This window comes from Paracoccus saliphilus (genome assembly GCF_028553805.1).
Taxonomy (GTDB): domain Bacteria; phylum Pseudomonadota; class Alphaproteobacteria; order Rhodobacterales; family Rhodobacteraceae; genus Paracoccus; species Paracoccus saliphilus.
Window position 1 is genome coordinate 179,992 of record NZ_CP067141.1, and the last position, 26,214, is coordinate 206,205.

The following is a 26,214-nucleotide window of genomic DNA, read 5'->3' on the forward strand; positions in this document are numbered from 1 at the left end:
TATTATATTGATTCGATAAATTTATGAACCTTATCTATTTCCTTCTTATACTTATCCCTCCAAAATTTTTGCTCCCTTCCAGAGCCATTGCAAACAGTATTTACAAGCCAATCAAATAAATCTTCAGAGAATTCCTTAAATTGCACAACAACTTCTTGCTCTTGGCTCATGTCAACAATGTCTCTGCCAATTTTTTCAAGCAACGGAAAGAGATGCATCCTGTGCTCTCCTATGTAATTCGTTGCTCTATTCCCCGTAATTGACTCAAAATGAGTTATCAAAGGCGGGGCCCATGCAAGCACTCCAAAACGTTTGGCTTTCAAAAAACTCATCCAGTGTGGAGGGATGTCTTCATGCATTCTTAAATCCGGAAAGGATATACCGGAAGCTTTGTAAAAAGACGTTTTATAGACCTTATTCCAAGGGAAGTTTATTGTCTTCAAGACATGAGGTATTTCAGCGAGGGAAAATACTTTATTTGGGAATCCAGAATTGCCAAGCGAGGAGAAAAATGCATTGTCGATCGTATGCATATCATATGTTTTAGTTTCTTCCGGATCACTTGAAAGATGATATTTAATTAGTATAAAATCCGCCCCTGCATGGAGAGGAGATATTTTTATATAATCAAAAAAGCAATCTTGAATTACATCATCCGCATCAATGAACATCATGAATTCTGTTTGCACTTCGCCGGCCCCAATATTCCTAGCGACAGCTGGACCAGAATTCTTCTCTAACCTGATATAATTCAATTTTATGTTGCTTGGAAGCGTGGCAGTATTAATCACCTCCTGCGTATTGTCATCAGAGTGATCATCTACGATGATCAACTCTATTTCTTGCTCTTGTCGAGAGAAGAAATCTAAGTGGCGGGCAATCCCATTCGCATCATTATATGAGGGAATCACAAACCCATAGGAATTTTTCCATGTCATTTTTTCACTCCCACATTTTTTATGGAACTTATTTCCAGATCAAAATGCTCACCGTCAATGAAGTATAAAACTTCGATATGATCTGCCGTTGCCGCCAAATCATCTGATACAGTGAATGAAGTAAGGTTGTCGTTAGCTCCTCCAGGAAAAATTGCCAAGCTTGTGGCTTGTTTATCAATAAACCCGTCCTTATTTATATAACGGATATGTGGCCTGAGCACCGATATCCCTCTACTTACACCCGCAATAGAAATTACGACATACTTTAGATCTCGAACCACCTCTACCGGAAGCGGATAGGACAATGTCAACCAAGAGGCACCTCCACGATCGATCATGTAAAATCTTAAACCTTTTTCCTCTCGGGAAATTTCTAGCTCTGTCTCTCCACTTGGATCAATGTCGACCCAAACGTTTGTGTATATTTCCATTCTCTTTTCTGGTTGTGGAATTTGATCGGCTTTAAGAGCCTCCTCGAGGGAATTGTTAATTTCACCAAAGGTTTTGGAGTGCTCCTCAAGAGCTTCAGATATTTTTTCAAGTAGCATTTTTTGCCTTCATCGTATTATCGCTATGATATGATGCGTCTATTAGTACAAACGCCAACCGACATGGCTCACTATTGAGATCCGGATCATCTCATCCATTACTCACATTGGGGATGATATAAAGGCGGACATGGTTTTGCCTTTGGCGAGGCAGTTCATGAACGCATCTGCCGTATCCAGCGCTTCTCGGATCGTGACATCCATGTCGAGATAGCGATAGGTGCCCAAGCGACCCACGAAGGTCACGCCTTCTGTCGCCTCAGCCTTGGCAATATACTCCCCCAGCAAGGCTTTCTCCTCGACGAGGCGGATCGGGTAATAGGGAATGTCTCCGGGTTCTGCCGCACGGCTGTATTCGCGACAGCAAACACTGCCTTCATGTGTTTCCCAAGGCGAAAAATGCTTATGCTCGGTGATGCGCGTATACGGTACGTCACGATCACCATAGTTCATCACCGCACAGCCTTGATAATCGCCCTGATAGGTAAAACGCTCAAAATCAAGCGTGCGATAGCCCAAGCGCCCATGTGCGTAACCGAAGAACCCGTCCAGGGGCCCCGACCAGAAGACATGATCGGCTTCGGCAGTCATGTCTGGCGTAAACGGGGTCGATAACTCGACCGTGATGCTGGGATGATCGAGGATCCCTTCAATCATCGGCGTATAGCCATCACGTGGCATCCCCTGGAAGCGGTGGAAGAAGTAATTGTCGTCATAGTTGAAGCGCACTGGCAGACGCTTGAGGATCGAGGCCGGAAGCTCACTCGGCGAACAGCCCCATTGTTTCTCGGTATAGCCTTTGAAAAAGGCCTCGTAGAGGTCGCGGCCGACAAAGCGCAGCGCCTGTTCCTCGAAGGTTTGCGGACCCACTATGGCAGCATCAGCCTGTGACGCGATGAAGGCTTTCGCTTCATCAGGACGCAAAGTCTTGTTGAAGAACTGATTAATTGTCAGAAGATTGATCGGCAGCGAATAGACACCCCCCTGTGCCGTCGCCTTCACCCGGTTCTGGAAGGGCAGGAATTCGGTGAAGCTGTTAACATAACTCCACACCTCTTCGTCATCCGTATGGAAGATATGAGGACCGTAGACATGCATCATCACGCCAGTCTCAGCGTCGCGCTCGGTATAACAGTTCCCACCAACATGATCGCGGCTGTCGATGATCCGACAGGAATGTCCCGCTTCGGCCAGCTTGCGACCAATCACCGCGCCGGAAAGCCCAGCCCCTACCAACAATACCTGCATTTTCGTCCTACCTCAAAGCTGTAGTATGGATGTCGAGCCTCTCCAAATTCTGCGTGTTTGCTACATTAATTATTAGCTGCGCAACAAGGGGGCGATACCTCTCTTTCCCCAGGTTGAGAGCGAAACCGCCTATGGGCCCATGTGACACTTGACCTACCCCTGAATATTTCAGCCAGCGACACTGGAGCTCGTTGGTTGGTACGGGCAATGTTGCGCAAAGCAGTCGCGGTTCTTGGTGAACACGGTCGGGCTCCAGACCGGATCGTTGATCCCGAGGCCCACGAACCAGCGGAACAGAAGGTTATACTGCATTTGGTCCATCAGTTGCCGCTCGGAGTGAACTGAAAACAGGATCTGCCACAGACTGGCCCGGATTAGTCGCTCCGGCGGGATCGAGGGGCGGCCGAAATCGGTATAAAGAGCCTCGAATCGGCATCGAGGCTGGCCAGCGCGTCATTCACAACCTGCCGGATCTTGCGCAGCGGATACTGCGCCGGAATAGGTTCTTTCAGATCACATAGCTGAACAGTGACCCACTCGTCTCTTCCGTCCCGCGCACCATCTTCCCCGTATCCGACCTAAAGGGCGTGAATCATGTTTTCAAATCATTGTCGAGGCAGGACCTATTCTTCCGGCACTGAGAACGAGTGTCGAAACATATCGAGGCAGATCACAAGCCGCGAGATGCGGCAGGGTGGTTCGGAGTCAACCTTGACCCCGCATTAGGTGGCGTCTGCATTTAGGCGAGCCATGCCATCGCGCAGGCGAGATCGATGAACGCTTTGAATGAGGATATGGTCTTTTCGCAGCGCAGGGCAATCCTTCCGAACCGTTTGATCCGATTGAAGAAACATTCAACCAAATGGCGCTCCTTGTAGAGCACCAAGTCAATCGGTCGATCTTCACATCGGGTTGGATTGCGCTTGATATGCGCCTCTGCACCGAGATCATTTGCGATGAAGTCCGAAGATACTCGGCATCATAGGCGGCGTCCATGATGACATGACCCACGCCAGACAGCCCTTCGATCAAGCCCTGCGCCTGCGGACAATCGCCCCATTGTCCGGGCGTGATGGTGAACCGGACCGGCAGGCCCAAGGCATCCACGGCAGCATGAACCTTCGTGGTCAGACCACCTTTGGAGCGGCCAATACCGGCAGATTCAAGCCCCCCCTTTTGAGAAGTCGCATCGGCATGCGCTTTACAGATTGTTGCATTCACCAGCACATACTCGAAATCCGGGTCCTTGCGTAAGGCTTTGAAAAGATTCTCCCACACACCCGCCAGGGTCCAGCGGCGGAAACGCGAATGCACCGTGCGCCAGTTACCGAGTTCGGGCGGCAGATCGCGCCAGGGCGTGGCTCCCGTGCCAGCCAGAGGATGGCGTCGACGAAAAGCCGATTGTCGGCACCCGTTCGGCCACGGTCGCCCTTCTTGCCGGGAACCAGAGGTTCAATGATCGCCCATTGTGCGTCACTCAAAGTTCGTCTGCTCAAGATCATCTCCTGTTTTCGATCTTGAATCAGACAGTTGCCAAATTGGGAAATCCGTAAATGCAGACGCCACCTAGAACTGGATCCGAGAACCTTAACTTCGTGCAGCGGCAATCTTCAGGCTCAGGGTTTCCCGTTTTCACTTTGCAATAGCATAAAGATTCTTAGAAAAAATCCACGACCAATATCGACAGCCCGTCGCCATAAACAACTATCGAGCTGACCTTGTTGCCCAGCGAGCAGGCGGGATATCGGTAGTCTGCAAGCATCAAGGCTGCCTGCAAATCCCCGTCTTTACGCGCCTGATCGGGATCGAGCTTTCGAGGCTGGAGACGCAGGCCAGCCGAGTCAGGCGGCTGGTCAGGAAACCCTCGAAGCCCTTCAGCCCGTCGGTGACCACCCGCAACAGATAGTCGCGGTTGCCGGTCATTAGCCAGCAATCCACCACCTCGGGAAAGGTCTCGATCGCCGCTTCGAACTGCGCCAATGCCTGATCTACCTGCCGGTCCAGCTTGACCGAAACGAAGACCGAGACCGGATATCCCAGTGCCGCCTCGTCGATCAGCGCGGCATAACCGGTGATTACCCCTGACGCTTCGAGATTACGGACCCGCCGCGCAACCGGCGTCGGGCTGAGGCCGACGCGCTCGCTGAGTTCCTGCAGGGGCATCCGACCATGATCGCGCAGCAAGCGCAGGATCCGCAGATCGAAATCATCAAGCTTGGTGGATTCCGCCACAATTTTTCTCATTTCATGTAATAACACTCGCGACTTGGCCATATAACGAGTGAAAACGCAAGGACACCCTGCACCTTTTCGCGGCATGATGCCCAAAAGACCACCAGGAGACCGTCCATGCCCAACCAGCCCGAATCCACCCACCTGAAAACCATCGAACAGCGCCTGTTGTGGCTGTCGCATTGGATGATCCATAATGCCAACCACCTGCGCCCCAGGCAGGACGGCATCAAGATCGGTGGGCACCAGGCCTCCTGCGCGTCAATGGTGTCGATCATGACCGCGCTGTATTTCAAGGCGTTGCGACCGGAGGACCGGGTGGCGGTGAAACCGCATGCCGGGCCTCTGTTCCACGCGATGCAATACCTGATGGGCAATCTCGACCGCCAGAAGATGCTGGACTTCCGCGGCTATGGCGGGGTGCAAAGTTATCCGAGCCGGACCAAGGATGCCGATGACGTCGATTTCTCGACCGGCTCGGTGGGGCTGGGCGTCGCGGTGACCTCGTTTGCCTCGATCATCCAGGATTATATCGCTGGCAAACCCTGGGGCGCAGATATGCCGATGGGCCGGATGATCGCGCTGATGGGCGATGCCGAGATGGACGAGGGCAATATCCACGAATGCCTGCAAGAGGGCTGGAAACACGATATGCGCAATGTCTGGTGGGTGATCGACTATAACCGGCAATCGCTGGATGGCGTCGTGCGCGAAGGGCTGTGGAACCGGATCGAGAAACTGTTCGAGGCGTTCGGTTGGGATGTCGTGCGGATCAAGTATGGCGTGCTGCAACGTGCCGCCTTTGCCGAGCCGGGGGGCGAGCGGTTGCGCGAATGGATCGATGCCTGCCCGAACCAGCTCTATTCGGCGCTGACCTTCAGCAGGGGTGCGGAGTGGCGCAAGCGGCTGATGGACGATCTGGGCGATCAGGGCGAGGTCTCGGCGCTGATAGAGCGGCGCAGCGATACTGAGCTGGCGGCGCTGATGGAGAACCTGGGCGGCAATTGCGTCGAGACCATGGCCGAACATTTTGCCGCCATCACCCATGATCGGCCGGTCTGCTTCCTCGCCTATACGGTCAAGGGCTGGGGCACGCCCATCGCCGGGCACAAGGACAATCACGGCGGGCTGATGACCAAGGCGCAGATGCGGGACTGGCAGGCGCATATGGGCGTGCCCGAGGGCGAGGAATGGGAGCCCTTCGCCGCAGTGCGCGATCCGGACGGCCTGCGCGATTTCCTGCGGCAGGTGCCGTTCTTCGCCGCCGGCCCGCGCCGCCATACGCCTGGGCGGATCGCCGTGCCCGCCATGCCCACCATCGGCGGTGCCGAGGGCTCGACACAGGCCGCCTTCGGCAAGCTGCTGGACGATCTGGCGCGCGGCGACAGCGAACTGGCCGAACGGATCGTCACAGTCTCGCCCGATGTGACCGGCACCACCGGGCTCGGGCCATGGGTGAACCGCCGCAAGCTCTGGGCACGGCAGGCCCGCGCCGACCTGTTCCGCGCCCAGAAGATCCCCTCGACCGCCAAATGGGACTTCGCCCCCGAAGGCCAGCATATCGAACTGGGCATCGCCGAGATGAACCTGTTCTTGCAACTGGCGGCGGCGGGGTTGTCGGGTCCGCTGTTTGGCAAGCGGCTGCTGCCGGTGGGCACGGTCTATGACCCGTTTGTCTGTCGTGGTCTCGATGCGCTGAACTATGCCTGCTACCAGGATGCCCGCTTCATGATCGCGGGGACGCCCTCGGGCGTGACGCTGGCACCCGAGGGCGGCGCGCATCAGTCGATCTCCACCCCGCTGATCGGCATGGCGCAGGACGGGCTGGCCAGTTTCGAGCCCGCTTTCGCCGCAGAACTGGCCGCGATCATGGAATGGTCCTTCGACTACATGCAGCGCGATGGCGGGGGCGTGCCCGATCCGCGCAGCTCGCTGGCCGATGAGAGGGGCGGCGCCGTCTATCTGCGGCTGACCACCCGGCCGATCGAGCAGGCCGCCCTGCACGAGGGCTTCCAGCAAGGCGCCATTGATGGCGGTTACTGGCTGCGCCCGCCGGGTCCGAATTGCGAGGTGGTGATCGCCTATCAGGGCGCCGTTGCCCCCGAGGCCATCGCCGCGGCCGGCTTCATCGCCGAAAGCCGCCGCGACGTGGCGGTGCTGGCGGTGACATCGGCCGACCGGCTGCATGCGGGCTGGACCGCCGCGCAACGCATCCGGCGCGGTGGCGCAACCGCGAATTGCCATGCCGAGACGCTGCTGTCGCCCCTGCCCCGGCATTGCCGCCTGGTCACGGTGATCGACGGCCATCCGGCGACGCTGTCATGGCTGGGCGGAGTTGCCGGGCACCGGACCATCGCGCTTGGCGTCGAGCAGTTCGGCCAGACCGGCACCATCGGCGATCTCTATCGCCATTACGGCATCGACACCGCCGGGATCGTCGGCGCCGTCTCGGCCATGACCGAAGGCGCAAGGCTGGCAAGGGTCATGAGATGAAATGTCCCCTCCCCATATCTGGTGAGTGACACCCACCGCCGGAAACGCGCATCCTCACGCCATGGGGCGACATCCATGGAGAGGATGCGATGATCTGGAAAAACCCGGCGGCATTAAGCGAGGCAGGCAGCGGTGTGCTCGGCATCGGTGATGGCAGCAGCCTGCAGGTCGGCGTTGGACGTGCCATGGGTCATCACGGAGAACTGCTGCAAGGCGTGTTCGAGGGTGAAGGTGGACGATTGCTTCGCGGATTGGTGACTTTACCTCTGGACCGCCAGCAATCGCTCGCAACCTTCTGGCCCAGGGACCACGGTGAGATACGCGCCCGCCCACCCGATCGGAAGAAGGCGGCGCGCGCGACCGCATTAACCCTTGCGCATCTCGGTTTCAGCAGGATGGCAGGCGACCTCACCATCGAAAGCGATATCCCGGTCGGTCATGGTTATGGATCGTCCACCGCCGATGTCATTGCCACGATCCGGGCAGTCGGATCGGCTGCTGGCGTGGCATTGCGGCGCTCAACGATATGCCGGCTCGCGATCACGGCAGAAGGAGCAAGCGACGCCATTGCCCATCATGATCAGGCCGTTCTCTTCGCCCATCGAGAGGGAAAGATCATCGAGCATTTCGGAGGAGAGTTCCCGCCACTCATCGTAATCGGTATCCAAACGGATTTCAGCCCGGTCGATACGCTGGCCTTGCCGCCAGCGCGCTACAATCACCAAGAAATCGAACAGTTTCGGGTTCTACGCGGATTGCTGTATCGCGCTGTACGGCAACAGGATCCCGTCCTTATCGGGCGGGTTGCGAGCATGAGTGCACATATCAGCCAGCGTCACTCGCCCAAACCGCGTTTCGACCAGGTCGCGCAACTCGCAAACACATATGGCGCTTGCGGCGTGCAGGTCGCCCATAGCGGCACCTTGATCGGAGCGCTATTCGATGCCGATCAACGCGGGGTCGGAACGCCCATCGCCAGATTCACCCGGGCGCTGGAGCAAAACGGCCTCCATCGGATCACGGCCTTCACCGTGAATGTCGATCGTGGAATTCTCTTATGAGAATACAGCGAGATTTCCTCACCGCCTATGAACTGCCGCGTCCTGCGCGGCTTGCAGCCAATCTCTATGCCGCCTGTTTTCCACTGATGAAGCTCCTGCCGGCACGTTACATCCTTGAGCGCGCCAGAGCTGACGGCAAACTTTTGCCTTGCGGGAAAGTCGCAGAAACAACGTCAGGAACGCTCGGGCTGGCCCTTGCCATGTTATCAGCGACCGAAGGGTTCAAACTGACACTGATCAGTGCGACGAGCCTGATAGACCAATCGCTTACGGATCGTCTGCGGAACCTCGGCGCTCATTTAGAGATTATCGAGGATCCCGAGGGATCGGGGGCGCAGCGCGAGCGCCTCACACGGCTGCAAGCCATTCTCGAGGAGCAACCGGGCACGTTCTGGCCCCGGCAATATGACAATCCAGATAACAGGCTATACGTTACAATGCCTCCGGGTATTATCGCCATGATCCTTGCGTCACACGTTGCTGCCAATCCGCGACTCCCTTCACCTGGAGCGACGTTCGGCAGGAATCTCTGGAAGACGCCGCGATCAAAGTCATGGAAGAGGCACATGAGTTTGGTCTTCTGCAAGGCATCTGCGTGCCTCTCCACACGCCATTCGCTCCACCCGCCGTCGTGAGCATCGCCGGGGAAAACAGCGAGATCGCGCAGCAAACCAAATCGTCCCTGTCCATCATTGCACGCCATGCGCTTGAAACAATCTTGCGCTTCCTATTGAGTACGAACGAGCCGCCCCAATCGCGCCTTTCCAGAAGGGAGCGCGAGGTCTTGCAGTGGGTCGCCGAAGGAAAAACCGCTTGGGAAGTATCCCGGATCCTGTCCCTTTCCGAGCATACGGTGCTGACGCATCAACGTAGTGCCAAGCAAAAGCTGGGGGCTGCAAACACGGTACATGCCGTTGTCAAAGCTGTCCTGAGGCACGAAATCCATCCCTGATCAATCGCCAGATCTCGGTATGGTGACCTGAAACCGCCCCGTCATACTCGTCGGATATGCAGGGGAGAAATGTCATGTTCCATGTCCGCGCTATCGATCGCTCAAACAAGCATCTCTATCTTGATCATCTCGAGCAACATTTCCGGATCAGACATGATATCTTTGTGGGCGACCGTGGCTGGCAGGATCTCAAGCGTCCCGATGGCCGGGAAATCGATGCATTCGACAATGACGACGCCATCTATCTCCTCGGGATCACGGCAGATGACCGGGTGGTCGCCGGTTCACGGCTCGTGCCCAGCCTGAAGCCGCATCTGATGAGCGATGTTTTTCCGCAACTCGCGCCCAACGGGATCCCACGGGACACCGATTTGTTCGAGTGGACACGTATTTTCGTCGTCCCGGCCTTACGCAGGCCAGGTCGTTCCTGTCTCGCGGCAGGCATCATGTATAGCGGTTTGCTCGAATACTGCCTTCAGCAATCCATTCACCGCTTGTCCGGCGTCTGTGAAACCTACTGGATTGCTCGCCTGACCCAACTTGGCTGGCGGCCAGAGCCACTTGGCCCGCCCATTCATTACCAGGGGGAAACCATCATCGGAATCACGGTCGAGATGTCTGTCAATGCCTTTGAGATGACTCGCCGGGCCTATGATATCAATCATACAGTGCTCTGGGAGAAGTATCCGCCGATGTCAGCGACCCGAAGGTCCGAACAAGCATCATGACGGATCTGACCTGGGCGGTGCAAATGCGTCATATTCGCTATGTCCTGGCGGCTGCGGATCATGGCAGCTTCCGCAAGGCGGCCGTGTCCCTCAATGTTCAGGAATCCGCGATCAGTCGCCGTGTTCGAGACCTGGAAGTCTGGCTCGGCACGCCCCTGTTCATCCGCAATCCGGCTGGGGTTCAGTTGACGCCTGCCGGTCATCAGTTCGTGTTTCATGGGCGCAGGACTATTGCTGAAATCAGAACCGTGCAAAGCGAGGTCAGCACGATCGGCAAGGGGCAGAAAGGCAAACTGCATATCGGGATCTTTTCATCTTTGGCATCCGGATTTCTCTCCGATCTCATCCAGAAATTCAGAACCCGGCACAGGGCGATACATCTGTGCTACGTAGATGGAAATTCCACCGGAAACATCGCAGCCGCCCTGCGACAGCAACGGCTCGATGTCGCCTTCGTTATCGCTCCCTCCCGGAGTGAAGGCTGCGAGAGCCAGCGTCTCTGGAATGAACGGCTTTTCGCGGCACTCCCCGTGGGGCATCCTCTCGCAAGGCGCATCGAGATTCATCTCGGCAGCTTGACGGATGAGACCTTCATTATCAGCGACACACCACCAGGTCAGGAGATTCATGATCACCTGATTCAGCGGTTTGCAACTCTCGGCCGCCGCCCGATCGTCCGATATCAGGATGTAGGACGGGATAATCTCATGTTATTAGTCGCCCTGGGTCATGGGGTAACGCTGACAAGTGAAGCCACGACCGGCGCTTATTTTCCCGGCGTCACGTACCGCCCCGTGATAGGGGAGACTCTCCCATTCAGTGTGATGTGGTCGCCCAAAAACACCAATCCGGCACTGCATCTGCTGCTTGACCTCGCCCGATCCATGTCTGAGATCACCGGACGATCAGAGGTTACCTCCTCATCTGCTGGTTCGAGGTTGATCGCTGCGCCTTCGCGAAGCCACGATCCGTCGCGATGAATTTTTCCAGCATGGGCACGATGAGTCGCACAGGCTCAACGGATCCTTGCCCGCCGTCCCGGCCAAGAATATCGCCATAGGAAACAAGGTCCCGATAGAGGCTGGCGGGCAGTTCCACCGTGATTTTCACCGGCTTGTCGTCCTTGATCGGCGCGAGTTTCAGTTGTGTCATGAATCATTCTCCTGCGTTTTCGAATACCAGATCCCGGATCACGAGCACCCGCACAGGAAAGCCCGGCCGGATGGTCAGTGTCGGTTCCACCTGCAATTGCCGCTGGACGATCTGTTGCCCGGTCTCATTGATGGTGTCGACGGCGCCTTCGCGGATGGCGCGGGTCAGGCGGTCCTCGTCGTCACTCGCGAGCTCGGCGCTGGCGGCGAGCAGCGTGGACAAACCGGCCCCTTTCATCAGGTCCCACCAGTGGTAATCGACACCATCCTCCAACCCGGCAAAGCCGCTCGCGTCCGCACCCGGCAGGCGCTCCAGCACGAGGGAGCGGCCATCCGGGAAAATCAACCGGTTCCACACCAGCAGCACCCGGCGCTGCCCGAAACTGACGCTGTCATCATATGCGCCGATGAGCCGCGTGCCCTGCGGGATCAGCAGGATCGACCCGGTCGGACTGTCATAGACGGGCTCGGTGACCTGGGCGGTGATTTGGCCGGGCAGATCGGAACGGATACCAGTAGTCAAGGCGGCTGGAATGACTGACCCCGCCTGCAGGATATAGGGCGAGGCCGGCGGCGTGATCCGATCCGAGGCCACTGCGTGCCGGTCGATGGGGCCATCAAAGAAAGCCTGCTGCCCGTCCTGCACTCCAGCTGAATCGGATCGTCCTGCGAGACCCGCGAAATTCGTGGTGGCGCCTGCCCCATTGCCGGCACCCGGCCCGGTCTGAAAGAACACGCCACTGAGCCGCGCGGCCTCTTCTTCGGCGCGGCGTCGCACTTCCTCGGGATCACCGATGGGCGTGGTGATTGGAGGCAGGTCCACCGGCTTCCCCTGTTCCCGAGCCTTCAGGATCGGGCCGCCAAGATCGCCGGGCAATGCCGGCCCGAGCACCGGGCCGGTATAGTCGGAGGGCAGGTCGGAAAGTCCATCCGCCGTGGTACGGTTTTGGGTCGAATAGAGTTCCTCACCGCCCGGTGCTGCCTCTCGGCTCTTCAGCGCATAGATCAGTGACCCGCCGATCCCCAGCAACACAGCGGCGCCGACGCCGAGGAGCAGCTTTCGGGACAGGCGGGTGACGCGCGGCGGGTTCGGGTGCAATCGCATCCGCGCGGCAATGTCCGCCCTACTCATGACCTACCCCCATAACGCGCAGTACCTGCCTTCGCGGCCTTCACCTGTGTCCTTTCAATCCGGACGATCCGCACCACCTGCTGGCGATCACCACTGCCGAGACGCAGCTCGGCGGTTGCAAACAACCGGTCCACGATCAGGACGTTGCGGGAAACGCGGCTGTTGACGATCTGCGGCTCGCCATCGGGTCCGAGCACGAAGATCGGCGGCATTTCACCCTGCACGATGCCGGGTGGAAAGACCACATAGGCATGGCGGCCATCATCGAAGACGGAGACGGGCCGCCAGGGCGGGCTGTCGCCCGGGATCTGCAGTCCGTAGCGGTAATTCCGGGCCGAGACTGCGGGGATGGCGGGCTGCGCCGGCGTGGTGCTCCGTGTGATCCGCGACTGCGGATAATCCCATGAGACAGCCGGCATCCAGGTCTCCTCGCTGGCGCGCAGTTCGATCATGTAGCTGCGCCGGTCGATGCTGATCACCAGGTTCGTCGAGATATCTGGCCGGGTCGGCTTCACCAGCACGTGGGTGCGGGCACCTGCACCGGAGCCGCTTGTCGTATCGCCGATGATCCAGCGGGTGGTATCACCCGCCGCGATCGGTCCGGCATCGGTGAGTTTCTCGCCCGGCTCCAGCGCGATATCGGTGATTTTTCCAGGCGCGGCATAGACTTGGTAGAGCGCGCCTTCCGACCAGGGATAGATCTGGATGGAATTGTAATAGCCTTCGCGGCGTGGCTCGACTCGGGCGGCGGCATTGGCGTTCGCGACCTGCGAAGCCGGCGCTTTCGCCACCGCGCCGCCCTTTGCCGGTGTCCAGGCGGGCGGTGTGTGCAAGGGTTCGGGCGGCGAGTACGCCTCCGTCACGGCAGGCGACTCCGCCAAGGGCGGCACATGATCGTCATAGCTGAATGGCGGCGGTTTGTTCGCGGCACAACCGGCCAGGACCAGAGTGGCAAACACGATGCTCGATCCATATATGACATGCTGACGAAACAGTCTTAGAGGCAGGGGCAAAAGATGGTGCAACATGGAGATATCGCTGCGAAGTTCTCGCTTTTCTCGGAACATTGGCGCCCGAAGGTGATCGCAAGCCTCAACGGGCAGGAGGTGAAAGTAGTCAAGGTTCAGGGCGTCTTTCCATGGCATCAGCATGAGGATTGCGAGGAAATGTTTCTGGTCTGGAAAGGACGTTTCCGGGTGGAGTTTCGTGACAGGATTTGTGATATGGGCCCAGGAGAGTTTGTTGTCGTTCCGCGCGGTGTCGAGCACCGCACCGCAGCCGATGAGGAAGCGGAAATCCTGATCTTCGAACCAGCTGAGGTCCTGAACACCGGCAATGTCACCGATGAGACATTCACAGCCCCACGAGGCGTGACGATCTGAACCTGTCCTCATTGGCTCATCTCCCGCGACCAGTTGATGGCATTGACATAGATGCCAAGCGGATTGGCGCGCAGGCGCTCGGCATCGCGCGGAGTCTGGATGACGATGGTCAGTATCGCGGTCCAGCGCTCGGTGCCCGAATGCTGGCCGTTCTCGTAGTGACGCTCGGTCCAGGCGACACGGAACGAATCCGGCGAGGCCCGGATCACGGATGAGACCTCCACGGAGATCTGCTCCTCGCCAACACGGGCGAAGGGATCGTTGGCGCGCGCATAATCATTGAGTGCCGCCGCGCCGCGATCGGTGGTGAACTCATAGGCGCGCAACCAGTTCTGCCGCAGGATCACCGGATCGGCAGGCAGCCCACGAGTCTGCTCGATGAAACGGCCGAGATGGAAGGCGATCTGGGGGTCGGTCGGCCGGTAATCGGCCTCGGCGGGTGCCACCGCCTGAGCTTCGCCCAGCGCATCGACCTGCACCACCCAGGGCACCACGGTGCCACGCGCCGATTGCCAGATCAGCGCTGCGGCGAAACCACCTGCCAGCAGCAAGCAGAAGAAGGCCATGAAGCGCCAGTTTTTCGCCTGCACCCGGGCCGAGCCGATCCGCTCGTCCCAGGCCCGCGCGGCCTTCTGATAGGGCGTCACCGGTTCCGAGGCCTTGCCGTAATGCGTGGTCGGGCGTCTGAAGATATTCATGAGCGGGTACTTTCGGAGAGATTGACGGAGGCACCGGAGCCATGGCTGTCACCTGCGCGCAGGGCGTGGGCAGTAACCCGGGCGCCGTGGCCGAGTCCCGGATGGCGGCGCAAGCGCTGCGCCCAACCGGGCGCGTTGCTGAGGGAGGTTGAATTACCGGACGCGGAAGCCTCGCTTCCGCCCAGCGTCCCCATGGTGGAACTGCCGCCAGTCGCCATAACACTGCTTTTGGCACCCTGCGCATAGCTGGTCTTCATGCTGTCTGCGGTGCGGGAGGCCGCATGCTTGAGCGGAGACGAGATCACGCTTCCGGCAGCGCGCCCAATCCCGCCCATGCCCGCGGCGGTGCCGCCAATTCCGGATTGTCCCCCGGTCCCGAGCCGGTAGGCGGTAGATGCGCCGCCGGCAAGGGCCGCTCCACCCCGGGCGGCAGCCGCAGTTCCGGAAAGCGCGGCCGCGCCACCACCAGCCGCGAGCATAGCTGCACCGCCTGCGGCCACAGCCGCGCCGCCCACTGCCAGCCCGGTGCCGGCAGCGGCGCCTGCGCCGAGTTGCGGGCCGCCGGAGACCAGCCCGGTGGCAATGCCGGGGCCGAAGATACCGAGGCCCAGCAGCGACAGCGCCGCCAGCACGATGGCCATGGCCTCGTCGATACTCGGGCTGATGCCGCCGAAGCCTTGGGTGAACTGGCCGAACAGCGTCGAGCCGATGCCGATGATGACGGCCAGCACCAGCACCTTGATGCCGGAGGAGACGACATTGCCCAGCACCCGCTCGGCCATGAAGGCGGTCTTGCCGAAGAGCCCGAAGGGAATGAGCACGAATCCTGCCAGCGTGGTCAGCTTGAACTCGATCAGCGTCACGAAGAGCTGCACCGCGAGGATGAAGAAGGCAAGGATCACTAGCACCCAGGCGAAGAGCAGGCAGGCGATCTGGATGAAATTCTCGAAAAACGCCACCCAGCCCATCAGATCGGAAATGCTTTCCAACAGCGGCCGCCCGGCATCAAGCCCGGTTTGGGCGACCCGGCCGGGGCGCATCAGATCCTCGGCGGAAAACCCGGTGCCGGAGGCCAGAAGCCCGAGCCCGGCGAAACTCTCGAAGACGATCCAGGCGAGATCGTTCCAGTTGGAGATCAGGTAAGCGAAGATGCCGACGAAGAGGGTCTTCTTCACCAGTCTTGCGATAATGTCATCCTCGGCACCCCAGGCCCAGAAGAGGGCGGCGAGCGTCACATCGATGACGATCAGGGTGGTGGCGATGAAGGCGACCTCGCCGCCCAGCAAGCCGAAGCCGGAATCGATATAGGTGGTAAAGACCCCAAGGAACTCATCAATGACACCCGTCCCGCCCATGGATCACTGTCCCTCGTTGTCTTGCGGGAAGGCGGGGCCTGCGTCGCGTCCGAGAAAGCGGTCCCGGGTCTCGGCCCAGAGCCCCAGGCAGTCGGCATCATTGGCCGCTTCCTCGCCCATGCGCTGGCAGCGGCGCAGGCCTTCGCGCAGCGGATCCTCGGGTGGCACGAGGATCTCCGGGCCGGGCGGCGCGGGTAGTTCCTCCCGGCCGCTCATCCGGACCACCGTCGCGGTCATGGCCCCGGCCAGCAGCAGGATGGCGAGCAGGCGTGGCCAGAACCTGTCATGCATGGCTTTCGCCTCCCGCTGCGCATCACTGGTTGAACATTCGGGCGGCACCCGGCTGGTAGCCGCTGCTCGGGGCGAGAAAACGCCCGCGCTGGATGCGGCCCTGTTCGGCGGCGGTGGCGCGTTCGGCCGCCATGAGCGCCTCGGCCCGGCCATTGGCGGCCAGCATGGCGGTGAGATCGCCCAGTTGCTGGGATTGCAGGGCGAGCAACTGGTTGCCGGCCTGGGCTGCCTGCAGCGCCCCCACGGCACCCTGGCTTTCCTCAACCAACGTCTTCATCTCCGCCTGCTGCGTCTCGAGATTGCCGACGACGCCAGCCTGCATGCGCATGGCGTCCTGCAACCCGCCGACCGAGCTCTGCCAGCGGGATCGGGCATCCTCGATCAGTTTGGCCTCGGGCGCATCTGCCGACAGGGTACCGTAATCCTGCCGGAATTTTTGATCGATCTCTTCCACATCAAAGGCGATGTTTCGGGCCTCGCCGAGCAGTTCCTGCGTTCGCGCGACATTCTGCTGCAGCTCCTGCAGAGAGCTATGCGGCAGGCCGGTGAGATTGCGGGCCTGGTTGGTCAGCATCCGCGCCTCGTTCTGCAGCGAGGTGATCTGGTTGTTGATCTGCTCGAGCGCGCGTGCCGCCGAGAGAATGTTCTCGGCATGGTTCTGCGGGTCATAGACAATGAGGGGTCCTCCGCCGAGGCCGAAAAAGGCGTGGGCGGGTGAGGTGATAGCCGGCATGGTGAGTGTCATGGCAAGGACCGTGGCACCCACCACGCGAAATCTGCGGCGTCCGTGATGGAGGTTGGGTTTCCTTTTGCCTGTCATCGATTGATCTCCTCGTCGTTCGTGTCCTCTTCCCCGGCGAAATCGGCGTTGGACTGAGCCGGAATGGCCTCGTCCTTTTCGGGCACCCCTGCATCATCGGACAGCGGTCCGGTTTCCGCTTCAGGTTCCGCAGGTGCGAGATTGGTGAGATCGGGGATGAGATCGGCGGCCCATTCAACGCCTCGAACCATGAGCCAGGCCGCCAGAAACCCCTCACGGCCATGTTCGGCAAGAATCCCGGAGATCAGCGTCTGGTCAGATTTGGACGAGGCGGCACAGAGCGCCAGCCCAACCTCCGAAAGCCCCAGTTCGAAGAGCCGGTTGCCGCGGCGCGACTGGCAGTAATAATCGCGTTTCGGCGTGGCCCGGGCAAGGATCTCGATCTGCCGTTCGTTGAGGCCGAAACGACGATAGACACGCAGGATCTGCGGCTCGATGGCGCGCTCGTTCGGCAGCAGCAACCGCGTCGGGCAACTCTCGATGATCGCGGGCGCGATGACGGAACTGTCGATATCCGAGAGCGACTGCGTGGCGAAGATGACGGAGGCGTTCTTCTTCCTGAGCGTCTTCAGCCACTCGCGCAGCTGATCGGCGAAACCCTCGTCATCCAGCGCCAGCCAGCCCTCATCGATGATCAGCAATGTCGGGCGGCCATCGAGCCGGTCACCGATCCGATGGAAGAGGTAGGAGAGCACGGCCGGCGCCGCGCCGGTGCCGACCAGCCCCTCGATCTCGAACGCCTGGACATCCGAACTGCCCAGGTACTCGAACTCGGCGTCGAGCAGCCGCCCGTAAGCCCCGCCGATGCAATACGGCCGTAGCGCCTGTTTCAGATCATTCGCCTGCAGCAGCACCACGAGCCCGGTAAGGGTCCGCTCGCTAACCGGCGCCGAGGCCAGCGAGGTCAGAGCCGTCCAGAGATGCTCCTTGACTTCAGGAGCGATAGGGATGCCTTCACGCATCAGGATGGCGGTGAGCCAGTCTGCCGCCCAGGCGCGTTCATGGGGCTCGCTGATGCGCGCGAGCGGCTGCAGTGAGATGGAAGCCTCCTCGCTTTCCGTCAGGCCACCGCCGAGATCATGCCAGTCACCTCCCATGGCCAGCGCCGCCGCGCGGATCGAGCCGCCGAAATCGAAGGCGAAGACCTGGGAACGCTCATAACGCCGGAACTGCAGCGCCATCAGCGCCAGCAGCACCGATTTTCCCGCGCCGGTGGGGCCGACGACCAGCGTGTGTCCGACATCGCCGACATGAAGGGAGAACCGGAACGGGGTCGCACCTTCGGTCCTGGCATAGAACACAGGGACGTCATCGAGATGCGCGTCCCGGCCCTCGCCCGCCCAGACGGCGCTGAGCGGGATCATATGGGCGAGATTCAATGTGCTGATCGGCGGCTGGCGGATATTGGCATAGGCATGGCCGGGCAGCGAGCCGAGCCAGGCATCCACCGCATTGACCGTTTCCGGCATGGCGGTGAAATCGCGGCCCTGGATCAGTTTTTCCACCAGCCGTAGCTTCTCCTCCGCAGCATGGACGTCTTCATCCCAGACTGTCACCGTGGCGGTGACATATGCCATGCTGGCCGTATCGGCCCCAAGTTCCTGCAGCGCCATGTCGGCATCGGCGGCCTTGTTGGCGGCATCACTGTCCACGAGGGTGGATTGTTCATTGGTCATCACCTCTTTCAGGATCGCGGCGATCGACTTGCGCTTGGCGAACCATTGCCGCCTGATCTTCGTCAGCAGCCTTGTGGCATCCGTCTTGTCCATGAGAATGGCACGGGCCGACCAGCGATAGGGAAAGGCGAGCCGGTTCAACTCGTCGAGAATACCGGGTGTGGTCGCACCCGGAAAACCGGTGATGGTCAGGACCCGCAGATGATGGTTGCCCAGACGCGGCTCCAACCCGCCGACAAGCGGCTGATCGGCCAGCAGCGCATCGAGATGCATCGGCACCTCCGGTATACGCACACGCTGCCGGTTGGTGGAAATCGTTGAATGGAGGTAGGTGAGCGTCTCGCCATCATCGAGCCAGCGGCATTCCGGCATGAACCCGTCCAGCAATGCCAGCACCCGGCTGCTGCGGTCCTGAAATCCGCGCAGCAATTCCCACGGGTTGACGCCCGAGCTCTCGCGGCCCTCATAGAGCCAGGATTCCGCCCGCGCCGCATCCTCGGCGGGCGGCAGCCAGAGAAAGGTGAGGTAATAGCGGGAGTCGAAATGTGCGCTGTCCTCCTCAAAACCGGCTTTCCGCTCCGCATCGAGCAATGCCGAGGCGGCATCGGGAAACATGCTGTCGGGATAACTGGCGGCCGCGCTGCGTTGTGCCTCGACGAAGATTGCCCAGCCTGAGCCCAGGCGGCGGAAGGCATTGTTGATGCGGCCAGCGACGGCGACCAGTTCAGCCGCCACGGCGGAGTCCAGATCCGGCCCGCGGAACCGCGCCGTGCGCTGAAAGCTGCCATCCTTGTTCAGTACCACGCCCTGACCCACCAGCGCCGCCCAGGGCAGGTAATCGGCGAGCCTCGTGGCATGGCGGCGATATTCGGCGAGATTCATCATGACCACGCCTTCACACCGCCAGATGACCGGGGACACGCAGATGCCGCCGCGCGACCTCGACAAAGAGCGGATCGCGTTTCGCCGCCCAGACGGCGGCGATGTGGCCGAGGGCCCAGATCACCAGCCCGGCGAGCCAGAGCTGGAGGCCCAGGCCGATGGCCCCGGCCAGCGTGCCGTTCAGGATCGCGATGGACCTCGGCGCGCCGCCGAGAAGGATCGGCTCAGTGAGGGCGCGATGCACCGGGACGGAGAAACCCGGCACCGCGTCGAGTTGCTCGAAAACGGCCGCCATTACACCAGGACCCAGCCGCCGAAGCTGAAGAAACTGAGAAAAAAGGAGCTGGCCGCAAAGGCGATGGAGATCCCGAACACGATCTGGATCAACCGCCGGAAGCCGCCGCCGGTATCGCCGAAGGCCAGCGTCAGCCCGGTCATGATGATGATGATCACCGCAATGATCTTGGCGACCGGCCCCTCGATGGATTCAAGGATCGATTGCAGCGGTGCCTCCCAGGGCATGGAGGAACCCGAAGCATGGGCGACCCGGGCCGTGAGGCTGATCCAGGTGGCGGTAGCTGCGGTGGCGATATGATAGCGAATGCGCATGGCATGACGGATCATGCGGGATCTCCTTCCGGATGGATGACGGGGGTGATGCGGTAATCGCCGTCCGGGCCGAGCCCATGGACGCGGGTGAGCTCGGCAAGACGGCGCGCGGCTCCGCGCCCCGAGAGCACGGCGATCAGATCCACAGTCTCAGCGATCAGCGCGCGGGGGACCGTGACCACGGCCTCCTGGATGAGCTGTTCCATCCGGCGCAGCGCGCCGATCGCGGTGCCGGCATGGATCGTCCCGATGCCGCCCGGATGGCCGGTGCCCCAGGCCTTCAACAGATCGAGCGCTTCCGGACCCCGCACCTCGCCGATCGGAATCCGGTCCGGGCGCAGGCGCAACGCCGAGCGGACCAGGTCAGACAGCGAGGCGACGTCCTCCTTCGTGCGCATCGCCACCAGATTGGGTGCCGCGCATTGCAACTCGCGGGTATCCTCGATGAGCACCACGCGATCATCGGTCTTCGCCACCTCGGCGAGCAGCGCATTGGTCAGCGTCGTCTTGCCGGTCGAGGTGCCGCCGGCCACGAGGATATTGGCCTGCGTCGCCACGCCCAATCGCAGCGCCTCGGCCTGCAGCCGGGTCATGATCCCGGAGGCGACGTAATCGTCGAGCGTGAAGACCGCGATGGCAGGTTTGCGGATGGCGAAGCTGGGCGCGGCGACCACCGGCGGCAACAGCCCTTCGAAGCGCTCGCCCGTCTCCGGTAGTTCGGCCGAGACGCGCGGCGCACCAGCATGGGTCTCGACACCGACATGATGCGCGATCAGCCGGATGATCCGTTCGCCATCCTCGGACGAAAGCCACTCACCCGTGTCGCACAGGCCTTCTGAGAGCTGGTCGATCCAGAGCCGCCCGTCGGGGTTGAGCATCACCTCGACGGTCACGGGATCCTCCAGGAACCGGGCGATCGCCGGCCCGAGCGCGGTACGGAGCATTCGCGCGCCCCGCCGTATCGCCTCCGGCTTCCGATGATGGTCGTCCATGCCGTCCCCGTTCCGCTTGCGGGCGCCTTCAACAGGCGACCCTGGATCGGGGACAAGTAAAAGAACCTGATTTTGCGGCGTTTCAACAGGTTTTGGACGGGCGTCGTAGTCTGGCGTGCATTTACAGGAAAACGGCGGTTTTGCCCTTCATCTCGACAATTCACGCATGCGACCAGGCTTCCCGGTTGATTCGATTATCCCGATGATTTCGCGGCTACGCGGATGCTGCCCGATCTTCGCCAATGCATTCCCGGCAATTCTGGAAGGCCACGACGTAAAATGTGATGCTTGCAGCTTGATAATCGCCCGCGCTTGTCAGTTCTCCCCGCAACATTGCTTGTATTTCCGTCCCGAACCGCAGGGGCAGGGATCGTTCCGGCCAGGGCGTTTGCTCCGGACCGGGCCATGGGAGACGTTTCCGGCACCCTTTGCAAGCTCGGGCCGCGACACGAGCAGGATCGCGGCCACGCAGTTGGGAATCAGATCAGGTGCCTGGAGGTCGATCTCATCGATCTCTTCATCGGTGAACTTGCTGATCCCCTCGTTGATGTCCTGCAGGGCAAACAGGAAGATCAGCGATGATCGCGTCTCGTCATCGGCCTGTTCGAGCACGGTCTGCCAGGCTTCGGGACGCAAACGCAGCGCCCAGGCGAAGCCATCGACCCATGGCTCCCAGAGCGTCTCGTCACTGTTCGGATCCACCTCATAGACAGGTTCGATCCAAAGAGTCTTCGTCATCTCCGATGCGACTGAATTGTAATGCGCCATCACGGCCGAAATCGTTTCTTCGGCCGTCGTCAAATCCGGGAAATCGGCCTCACCGTTCTCACCCCAGACATGTGGAAGCCATTCGGAGGGAGGGACAAGATCGGGACAGGCCAGGATTCCAGTCACATAGCCATCAAGTTCGCTCAACGTCATGGGAAAGTTTTCCTGCGGCAAAGCCGACAGGAGCTTATCAAGGCGATCGAGCTCCTGATCAGAACAACTCATGATATGTCTCCCCCAAACGCTTCAGACTTTCAGCAGATCAAGTAGTGGATCAAAGGCATACATGGCGGCGCGACGCCCCGAGGCTGCTTCGATCGTGCGCAACAGGCCAGCTTCGACGAGGCGGCGTGACAGCGCGCGTGCCGAAGATGGCGGGATTCCGGAGCGATCGACAAACCGGTCGTTTCGGAAGATCGGACTGGCGAATACGAAGTCCAATGCCTGATCATGGAACTGCGAGTTCAGCACGTCACGGAAGCGTTCGCGCATCTCACTGTGCAGTCCGAAGATCGCATCTGCCGTCTGGATATTGACCGTCGCTTGCGCGTGCATGGCCTGGAGGAAGAATGTAACCCATCCAGTCCAATCGCCGGTTGCCGAGACCGCGCGCATCCGCTCGATATACTCGTCCTTATGGGCCTCGAAATAGCCCGAGACGAAGAAGTTCGGCTGATGCAGGACGCCGAGCTTCCACAGCATCAGGGTAATCAGCATACGGCCGATCCGACCATTGCCGTCTTCAAATGGGTGTAGGGCCTCGAATTCGACATGCGCTATGGCTGTGCGGATCAGCGGCCGCATCGTGCTTTCGTTGATATAGCGCGCGAGCTCGGCCATCGCTGGGCCAAGATGCTCGGGAGCAATCGGGACATAGGAGATCTTTCCCCGCCGTTCGTCCCCAATATAGTTCTGCTCGACCTTGTAGCTTCCGGGACGCTTGCGGGCGCCGCGGCCAAACGAAAGCAGCTGCTGATGGGCTGTCCGGATCAGGTATTCGCCAAGCGGCGCTCCCTCGGCAAGCGCTTGCTGGGCATTCCGCAGGGCGCGGGAGTAGAGATAGGTCTCGATATCGTCGTTTCTGGCCTCGCGATAGGGATCTGCGCTGCCTGCGTCTTCCTCGGCCTCCAGCCGGTAAAGTTCCTCGATGGTCGAGATCGTTCCCTCCATTCGGGAGGATGTGACCGCATCCTGTCGACGCAGGGGGGCGAGGAACAACTCGCTGTTCACCATGCCTGACATCTTGGCATCGTACCGCGCAAGGGACGCCGCGGCTTCTTCGAGCGGCCCAAGAAGGGACTCGTAGTCGAGGCTGGCCGGGGGAAAAGCGCCGGTATGATAGAATACGGCCTCTGTCAGATCATAGGGTTTGATGGCCATTTTAACGCCAATTCTGTTATCAACGGGTTTTGACGCCAACCTAATCACACCAAGGAAGTTTGGCAACAGAATATGGCCGCATTCTGACATCAAACAGCATTGCCGCCAAGCATCTGCTATCAAGCGCATTTGATAACAGGCATCGGCCAACACGTTCTCATCAAACCGCGACACCATACGAGTTCAGCCCGCCCCTGCCTCATCCTGCGTTAAGCATTATCGGGCGATCGTCTATTTAGAGATCGCTGCGGTGTCCGTTCCTGCCAAATGACGGGTAAGGGGCGAATGATCCCGCAGATAGAGGCCGAAATCGGGTCAGAAGCTTACGAAACGTCATTTCCGTGTTTCAAACCAAATCGAAAGAACGGCAGAAATAGGCTTAGCGGGTAACGCGCGCGTCACGGTTTTCCTCAAGGCAAACCGGACACGCATTACTGATCGAATATCGCGGATCCTTTCATGACTCTGATCCGTCCTTGTCCTCCGATATTTCTTGCCGAAGTTTCGGTCCCTGCGCCAGCCGACGACCAAGCGCGGTGATGAAGGCCTCATATCGCTCGCCAGCCTTGGCGCGCGCGGCCTTCGCCGCCGGTTCGGGCAATGCAGGTGTGGTGGCAAGCCAGAAGCGGATGAACACCGCGAGGCTTTCCACGGCAATACCAAGATCGCGCTCCATCCGCGTGATCCGGCGATCAAGCTGATCCAGGCGTTTCGCGACAATCGCCTCACGGCGCTCCGCATCGTCCGGCGACAGGAACGAGGCGATGGCAGCCTCGGCAATCATCGATTGCGACCGGTCACGGCGCGCCGCGAATTCCGCCAGCATCCGCATCACCTCCGGATCGAGATAGGCGGTGAATTTTGTTTTCTTCCGGGGATTGACCATGTGCTACAGATCCATCCCGTCATCGGGATCCATCGAAACCTGCCGTGCGACACCCCGCATCCGGCGGGACATCTGCTGGTTTCGGATGACCTCCTCAGCCGCATCATCGGCCAAGCCGAACTCGAACTCGCTTTCGATTGGCATTTGTTTCTCCGTAGTGCCTGCCCTGCCAAGCTCGGGCTGTCGGCGTCGCTCGGATGCTGTCGGATCTTCGTCGTCAGAGGAATCCGGAATTTTCTCATCGACATTCTCCGGTCGAGCAGGAGAGAGCACGTGGCTCCACGCATCGACGGCGGGTTTGTCCTCATGGGTCAGGTCGGGCGGCGAGAGCAGGCGCTCCGTGAACCGCGCATCCAGATAATAGCGCGCCTTCTTCGCCCGGATCGGCGGCGTCCCCGCCACCATGACGATCTCGTCATCGGGCGGTAGCTGCATGATTTCACCGGGGGTGAGCAGAGCGCGTGCGGTTTCCTGTCTCGAGACCATCAGATGCCCGAGCCAGGGCGAAAGCCGGTGACCGGCATAGTTCTTCATCGCCCGCATCTCGGTGGCGGTGCCCAGGGCATCGGAGACACGTTTCGCCGTGCGCTCGTCATTGGTGGCGAAGCTCACCCGCACATGGCAATTATCGAGGATCGAATTGTTCGGCCCGTACGCTTTCTCGATCTGGTTCAGTGATTGCGCGATCAGGAAACTCTTGAGTCCATAGCCCGCCATGAAGGCAAGCGCGGATTCGAAGAAATCGAGCCGGCCGAGAGCGGGAAACTCGTCCAGCATCAGGAGCAGACGATGCCGGTCGGCATTCGCCTGCAGGTCCTCGGTCAATCGCCGACCGATTTGGTTGAGCAGCAGGCGCATCAGTGGCTTTGTGCGATTGATGTCCGAGGGCGGCACGACGAGGTAGAGCGTGGTTGGCTGATCGCCGCTGACGAGATCGCGGATCCGCCAGTCGCAACGCCGCGTGACCTGCGCCACGACCGGATCGCGATAGAGACCGAGGAAGGACATGGCCGTGGAAAGCACGCCCGAGCGTTCGTTCTCGGACTTGTTGCGCAATTCGCGCGCAGCGCTGGCGACGACGGGATGCGGACCTTTGGCCCCGAGATGCGGAGTGCGCATCATGATACGCAGGGTCGATTCCACCGGACGCTTCGGATCCGAGAGGAATCGGGCAACACCCGCCAGGGTCTTGTCGGATTCAGCATAGAGGACATGCAGGATCGCACCCACGAGGAGCGCATGGCTGGTCTTCTCCCAATGGTTGCGCCGCTCGAGGCTGCCTTCCGGATCGACCAGGATATCGGCGATGTTCTGGACATCACGCACCTCCCATTCACCGCGACGCACTTCGAGCAACGGATTATAGGCCGAGGAGTGCGGGTTGGTCGGATCGAAGAGCAGGACGCGGCCATGGCGCGACCGAAAACCAGAGGTGAGCTGCCAGTTCTCGCCCTTGATGTCATGAACGATCGCCGATCCCGGCCAGGTCAGGAGTGTCGGCACGACGAGACCGACACCTTTCCCCGATCGTGTCGGCGCGAAACACAACACATGCTCGGGACCGTCATGGCGCAGATAGTCACGTTCGTAGCGGCCAAGCACGACGCCATCGGGACCGAGAAGCCCCGCGGACCTGATTTCCCCTTTCCCCGCCCACCGGGCTGAACCGTAGGTGGCGACGTTCTTTGCCTCCCGCGCCCGCCAGACCGACATGCCGATGGCGACCGCGATCGCGATGAAGCCGCCCGAGGCGGCGATGATTCCGCCCCGGGCAAAGATCGGTGGCGCATAGGCTTCAAAGAAATACCACCACCAGAAGATGGCCGGTGGGTAATAGACCGGTACGCCGAAGATCTCGAACCAGGGCGGACCGAGCTGCGCCTGGTAGCCGAAGTTCCAGGCAACATATTGCGTGGCGCCCCATGTGGTGGTGAGGATGATCAAGAAAACGATGATGATCTGTCCCCAGAGGATTCTGGTCGCGGACATGTG

25 protein-coding genes and 3 pseudogenes are annotated in these 26,214 nt (G+C 60.1%); 7 read left to right on the plus strand and 21 right to left on the minus strand.

The annotated features are described in order from the left end of the window. Positions 1 to 2 precede the first annotated feature (2 nt). From JHX88_RS21880 to JHX88_RS21905, 6 genes and pseudogenes are all read right to left on the minus strand, one after another. Entirely contained in the window at positions 3 to 938 is a 936-nt protein-coding gene (locus tag JHX88_RS21880; protein WP_076529205.1) for a glycosyltransferase, read from the minus strand. Next, entirely contained in the window at positions 935 to 1,486 is a 552-nt protein-coding gene (locus JHX88_RS21885) for a hypothetical protein (protein ID WP_076529207.1), read from the minus strand. The genes JHX88_RS21880 and JHX88_RS21885 overlap by 4 nt, the downstream gene beginning before the upstream one ends. 102 nt (positions 1,487 to 1,588) lie before the next feature. Continuing rightward, positions 1,589 to 2,734 carry a UDP-galactopyranose mutase gene (gene glf / locus JHX88_RS21890; RefSeq protein WP_076529228.1) on the minus strand — a complete coding sequence of 382 codons (1,146 nt, stop codon included), beginning with the start codon at positions 2,732 to 2,734 and terminating at the stop codon, positions 1,589 to 1,591. A gap of 222 nt (positions 2,735 to 2,956) precedes the next feature. Then, positions 2,957 to 3,293, minus strand: a pseudogene (locus JHX88_RS21895) (transposase); the annotation flags it as partial. A gap of 180 nt (positions 3,294 to 3,473) precedes the next feature. Continuing rightward, positions 3,474 to 4,230: pseudogene (locus JHX88_RS21900) on the minus strand (IS5 family transposase). 265 nt (positions 4,231 to 4,495) lie between these two features. Beyond that, positions 4,496 to 4,966: an Lrp/AsnC family transcriptional regulator gene (locus JHX88_RS21905; RefSeq protein WP_076528613.1), complete on the minus strand. Its 471-nt coding sequence runs from the start codon at positions 4,964 to 4,966 to the stop codon at positions 4,496 to 4,498. A 117-nt stretch (positions 4,967 to 5,083) separates the two neighbouring features. Between JHX88_RS21905 and JHX88_RS21910 the strand changes: the two genes are divergently transcribed. The 6 genes and pseudogenes from JHX88_RS21910 (at position 5,084) to JHX88_RS21930 (ending at position 11,180) form a co-directional block, all read left to right on the plus strand. Next, positions 5,084 to 7,459 carry a transketolase gene (locus JHX88_RS21910; protein WP_076528615.1) on the plus strand — a complete coding sequence of 792 codons (2,376 nt, stop codon included), beginning with the start codon at positions 5,084 to 5,086 and terminating at the stop codon, positions 7,457 to 7,459. An 89-nt stretch (positions 7,460 to 7,548) separates the two neighbouring features. Then, positions 7,549 to 8,520 (plus strand): GHMP family kinase ATP-binding protein, encoded by a 972-nt coding sequence (locus JHX88_RS21915; RefSeq protein ID WP_076528616.1) that lies wholly within the window; start codon positions 7,549 to 7,551, stop codon positions 8,518 to 8,520. Between the two features lie 86 nt (positions 8,521 to 8,606). Continuing rightward, positions 8,607 to 8,888 (plus strand): annotated as a pseudogene (locus JHX88_RS22270) (hypothetical protein); the annotation flags it as partial. Positions 8,889 to 8,947: 59 nt separating this feature from the next. Then, positions 8,948 to 9,472, plus strand: coding sequence for an autoinducer binding domain-containing protein (locus JHX88_RS21920; RefSeq protein ID WP_272848318.1), 525 nt, complete (start codon positions 8,948 to 8,950; stop codon positions 9,470 to 9,472). A gap of 74 nt (positions 9,473 to 9,546) precedes the next feature. Continuing rightward, positions 9,547 to 10,200, plus strand: coding sequence for an acyl-homoserine-lactone synthase (locus JHX88_RS21925; RefSeq protein ID WP_076528620.1), 654 nt, complete (start codon positions 9,547 to 9,549; stop codon positions 10,198 to 10,200). Next, positions 10,197 to 11,180: a LysR family transcriptional regulator gene (locus JHX88_RS21930; RefSeq protein WP_076528622.1), complete on the plus strand. Its 984-nt coding sequence runs from the start codon at positions 10,197 to 10,199 to the stop codon at positions 11,178 to 11,180. The genes JHX88_RS21925 and JHX88_RS21930 overlap by 4 nt, the downstream gene beginning before the upstream one ends. Here the strand turns inward: JHX88_RS21930 and JHX88_RS21935 are convergent. From JHX88_RS21935 to trbG, 3 genes are read right to left on the minus strand one after another with little or no spacing between them, the layout of a single operon-like run. Then, complete coding sequence (locus tag JHX88_RS21935) at positions 11,113 to 11,352, minus strand: DUF2274 domain-containing protein (protein ID WP_076528624.1); 240 nt, start codon at positions 11,350 to 11,352, stop codon at positions 11,113 to 11,115. The genes JHX88_RS21930 and JHX88_RS21935 overlap by 68 nt on opposite strands. 3 nt (positions 11,353 to 11,355) lie before the next feature. Next, positions 11,356 to 12,483 carry a TraB/TrbI/VirB10 family type IV secretion system protein gene (locus JHX88_RS21940; RefSeq protein WP_076528626.1) on the minus strand — a complete coding sequence of 376 codons (1,128 nt, stop codon included), beginning with the start codon at positions 12,481 to 12,483 and terminating at the stop codon, positions 11,356 to 11,358. After that, positions 12,480 to 13,511, minus strand: a complete 1,032-nt coding sequence (gene trbG / locus JHX88_RS21945) for a P-type conjugative transfer protein TrbG (protein ID WP_084203318.1) — start codon at positions 13,509 to 13,511, stop codon at positions 12,480 to 12,482. The genes JHX88_RS21940 and trbG overlap by 4 nt, the downstream gene beginning before the upstream one ends. Here trbG and JHX88_RS21950 point away from each other — a divergent pair. Next, a complete protein-coding gene (locus JHX88_RS21950; RefSeq protein ID WP_141225940.1) occupies positions 13,500 to 13,865 on the plus strand; it encodes a cupin domain-containing protein in 366 nt (121 codons plus the stop codon). The genes trbG and JHX88_RS21950 overlap by 12 nt on opposite strands. An 8-nt stretch (positions 13,866 to 13,873) precedes the next feature. On the opposite strand, the gene trbF is transcribed toward JHX88_RS21950, so the two are convergent. From trbF to JHX88_RS22010, 12 genes are all read right to left on the minus strand, one after another. Further along, positions 13,874 to 14,563 carry a conjugal transfer protein TrbF gene (gene trbF, locus JHX88_RS21955; protein WP_076528630.1) on the minus strand — a complete coding sequence of 230 codons (690 nt, stop codon included), beginning with the start codon at positions 14,561 to 14,563 and terminating at the stop codon, positions 13,874 to 13,876. Continuing rightward, positions 14,560 to 15,918 carry a P-type conjugative transfer protein TrbL gene (gene trbL, locus JHX88_RS21960; RefSeq protein ID WP_076528632.1) on the minus strand — a complete coding sequence of 453 codons (1,359 nt, stop codon included), beginning with the start codon at positions 15,916 to 15,918 and terminating at the stop codon, positions 14,560 to 14,562. The genes trbF and trbL overlap by 4 nt, the downstream gene beginning before the upstream one ends. A 3-nt stretch (positions 15,919 to 15,921) precedes the next feature. Beyond that, positions 15,922 to 16,209 (minus strand): putative entry exclusion protein TrbK-alt, encoded by a 288-nt coding sequence (trbK-alt, locus tag JHX88_RS21965; RefSeq protein WP_076528634.1) that lies wholly within the window; start codon positions 16,207 to 16,209, stop codon positions 15,922 to 15,924. Between the two features lie 22 nt (positions 16,210 to 16,231). Beyond that, complete coding sequence (trbJ, locus tag JHX88_RS21970) at positions 16,232 to 16,942, minus strand: P-type conjugative transfer protein TrbJ (protein WP_419182375.1); 711 nt, start codon at positions 16,940 to 16,942, stop codon at positions 16,232 to 16,234. Positions 16,943 to 17,025: 83 nt separating this feature from the next. Then, positions 17,026 to 19,590 (minus strand): conjugal transfer protein TrbE, encoded by a 2,565-nt coding sequence (trbE, locus tag JHX88_RS21975; protein WP_076528638.1) that lies wholly within the window; start codon positions 19,588 to 19,590, stop codon positions 17,026 to 17,028. Between the two features lie 10 nt (positions 19,591 to 19,600). After that, a complete protein-coding gene (locus JHX88_RS21980) occupies positions 19,601 to 19,882 on the minus strand; it encodes a VirB3 family type IV secretion system protein (protein WP_076528640.1) in 282 nt (93 codons plus the stop codon). Continuing rightward, positions 19,882 to 20,211 carry a TrbC/VirB2 family type IV secretion system protein gene (locus JHX88_RS21985; RefSeq protein ID WP_076528642.1) on the minus strand — a complete coding sequence of 110 codons (330 nt, stop codon included), beginning with the start codon at positions 20,209 to 20,211 and terminating at the stop codon, positions 19,882 to 19,884. Before JHX88_RS21985 ends, JHX88_RS21980 begins: the two co-directional genes overlap by 1 nt. Further along, the gene (gene trbB / locus JHX88_RS21990) at positions 20,208 to 21,188 is read right to left on the minus strand and encodes a P-type conjugative transfer ATPase TrbB (RefSeq protein WP_076528645.1); all 981 of its coding nucleotides are present in this window, start codon (positions 21,186 to 21,188) and stop codon (positions 20,208 to 20,210) included. Before trbB ends, JHX88_RS21985 begins: the two co-directional genes overlap by 4 nt. Positions 21,189 to 21,503: 315 nt before the next feature. Further along, positions 21,504 to 22,109 (minus strand): UPF0149 family protein, encoded by a 606-nt coding sequence (locus JHX88_RS21995; protein ID WP_419182376.1) that lies wholly within the window; start codon positions 22,107 to 22,109, stop codon positions 21,504 to 21,506. Positions 22,110 to 22,202: 93 nt separating this feature from the next. After that, entirely contained in the window at positions 22,203 to 23,336 is a 1,134-nt protein-coding gene (locus JHX88_RS22000) for a Fic family protein (protein ID WP_076528648.1), read from the minus strand. A gap of 457 nt (positions 23,337 to 23,793) precedes the next feature. After that, entirely contained in the window at positions 23,794 to 24,222 is a 429-nt protein-coding gene (locus JHX88_RS22005; protein ID WP_076528650.1) for a CopG family transcriptional regulator, read from the minus strand. Between the two features lie 3 nt (positions 24,223 to 24,225). Further along, positions 24,226 to 26,211: a conjugal transfer protein TraG gene (locus JHX88_RS22010; protein WP_076528651.1), complete on the minus strand. Its 1,986-nt coding sequence runs from the start codon at positions 26,209 to 26,211 to the stop codon at positions 24,226 to 24,228. Positions 26,212 to 26,214: the final 3 nt, after the last annotated feature.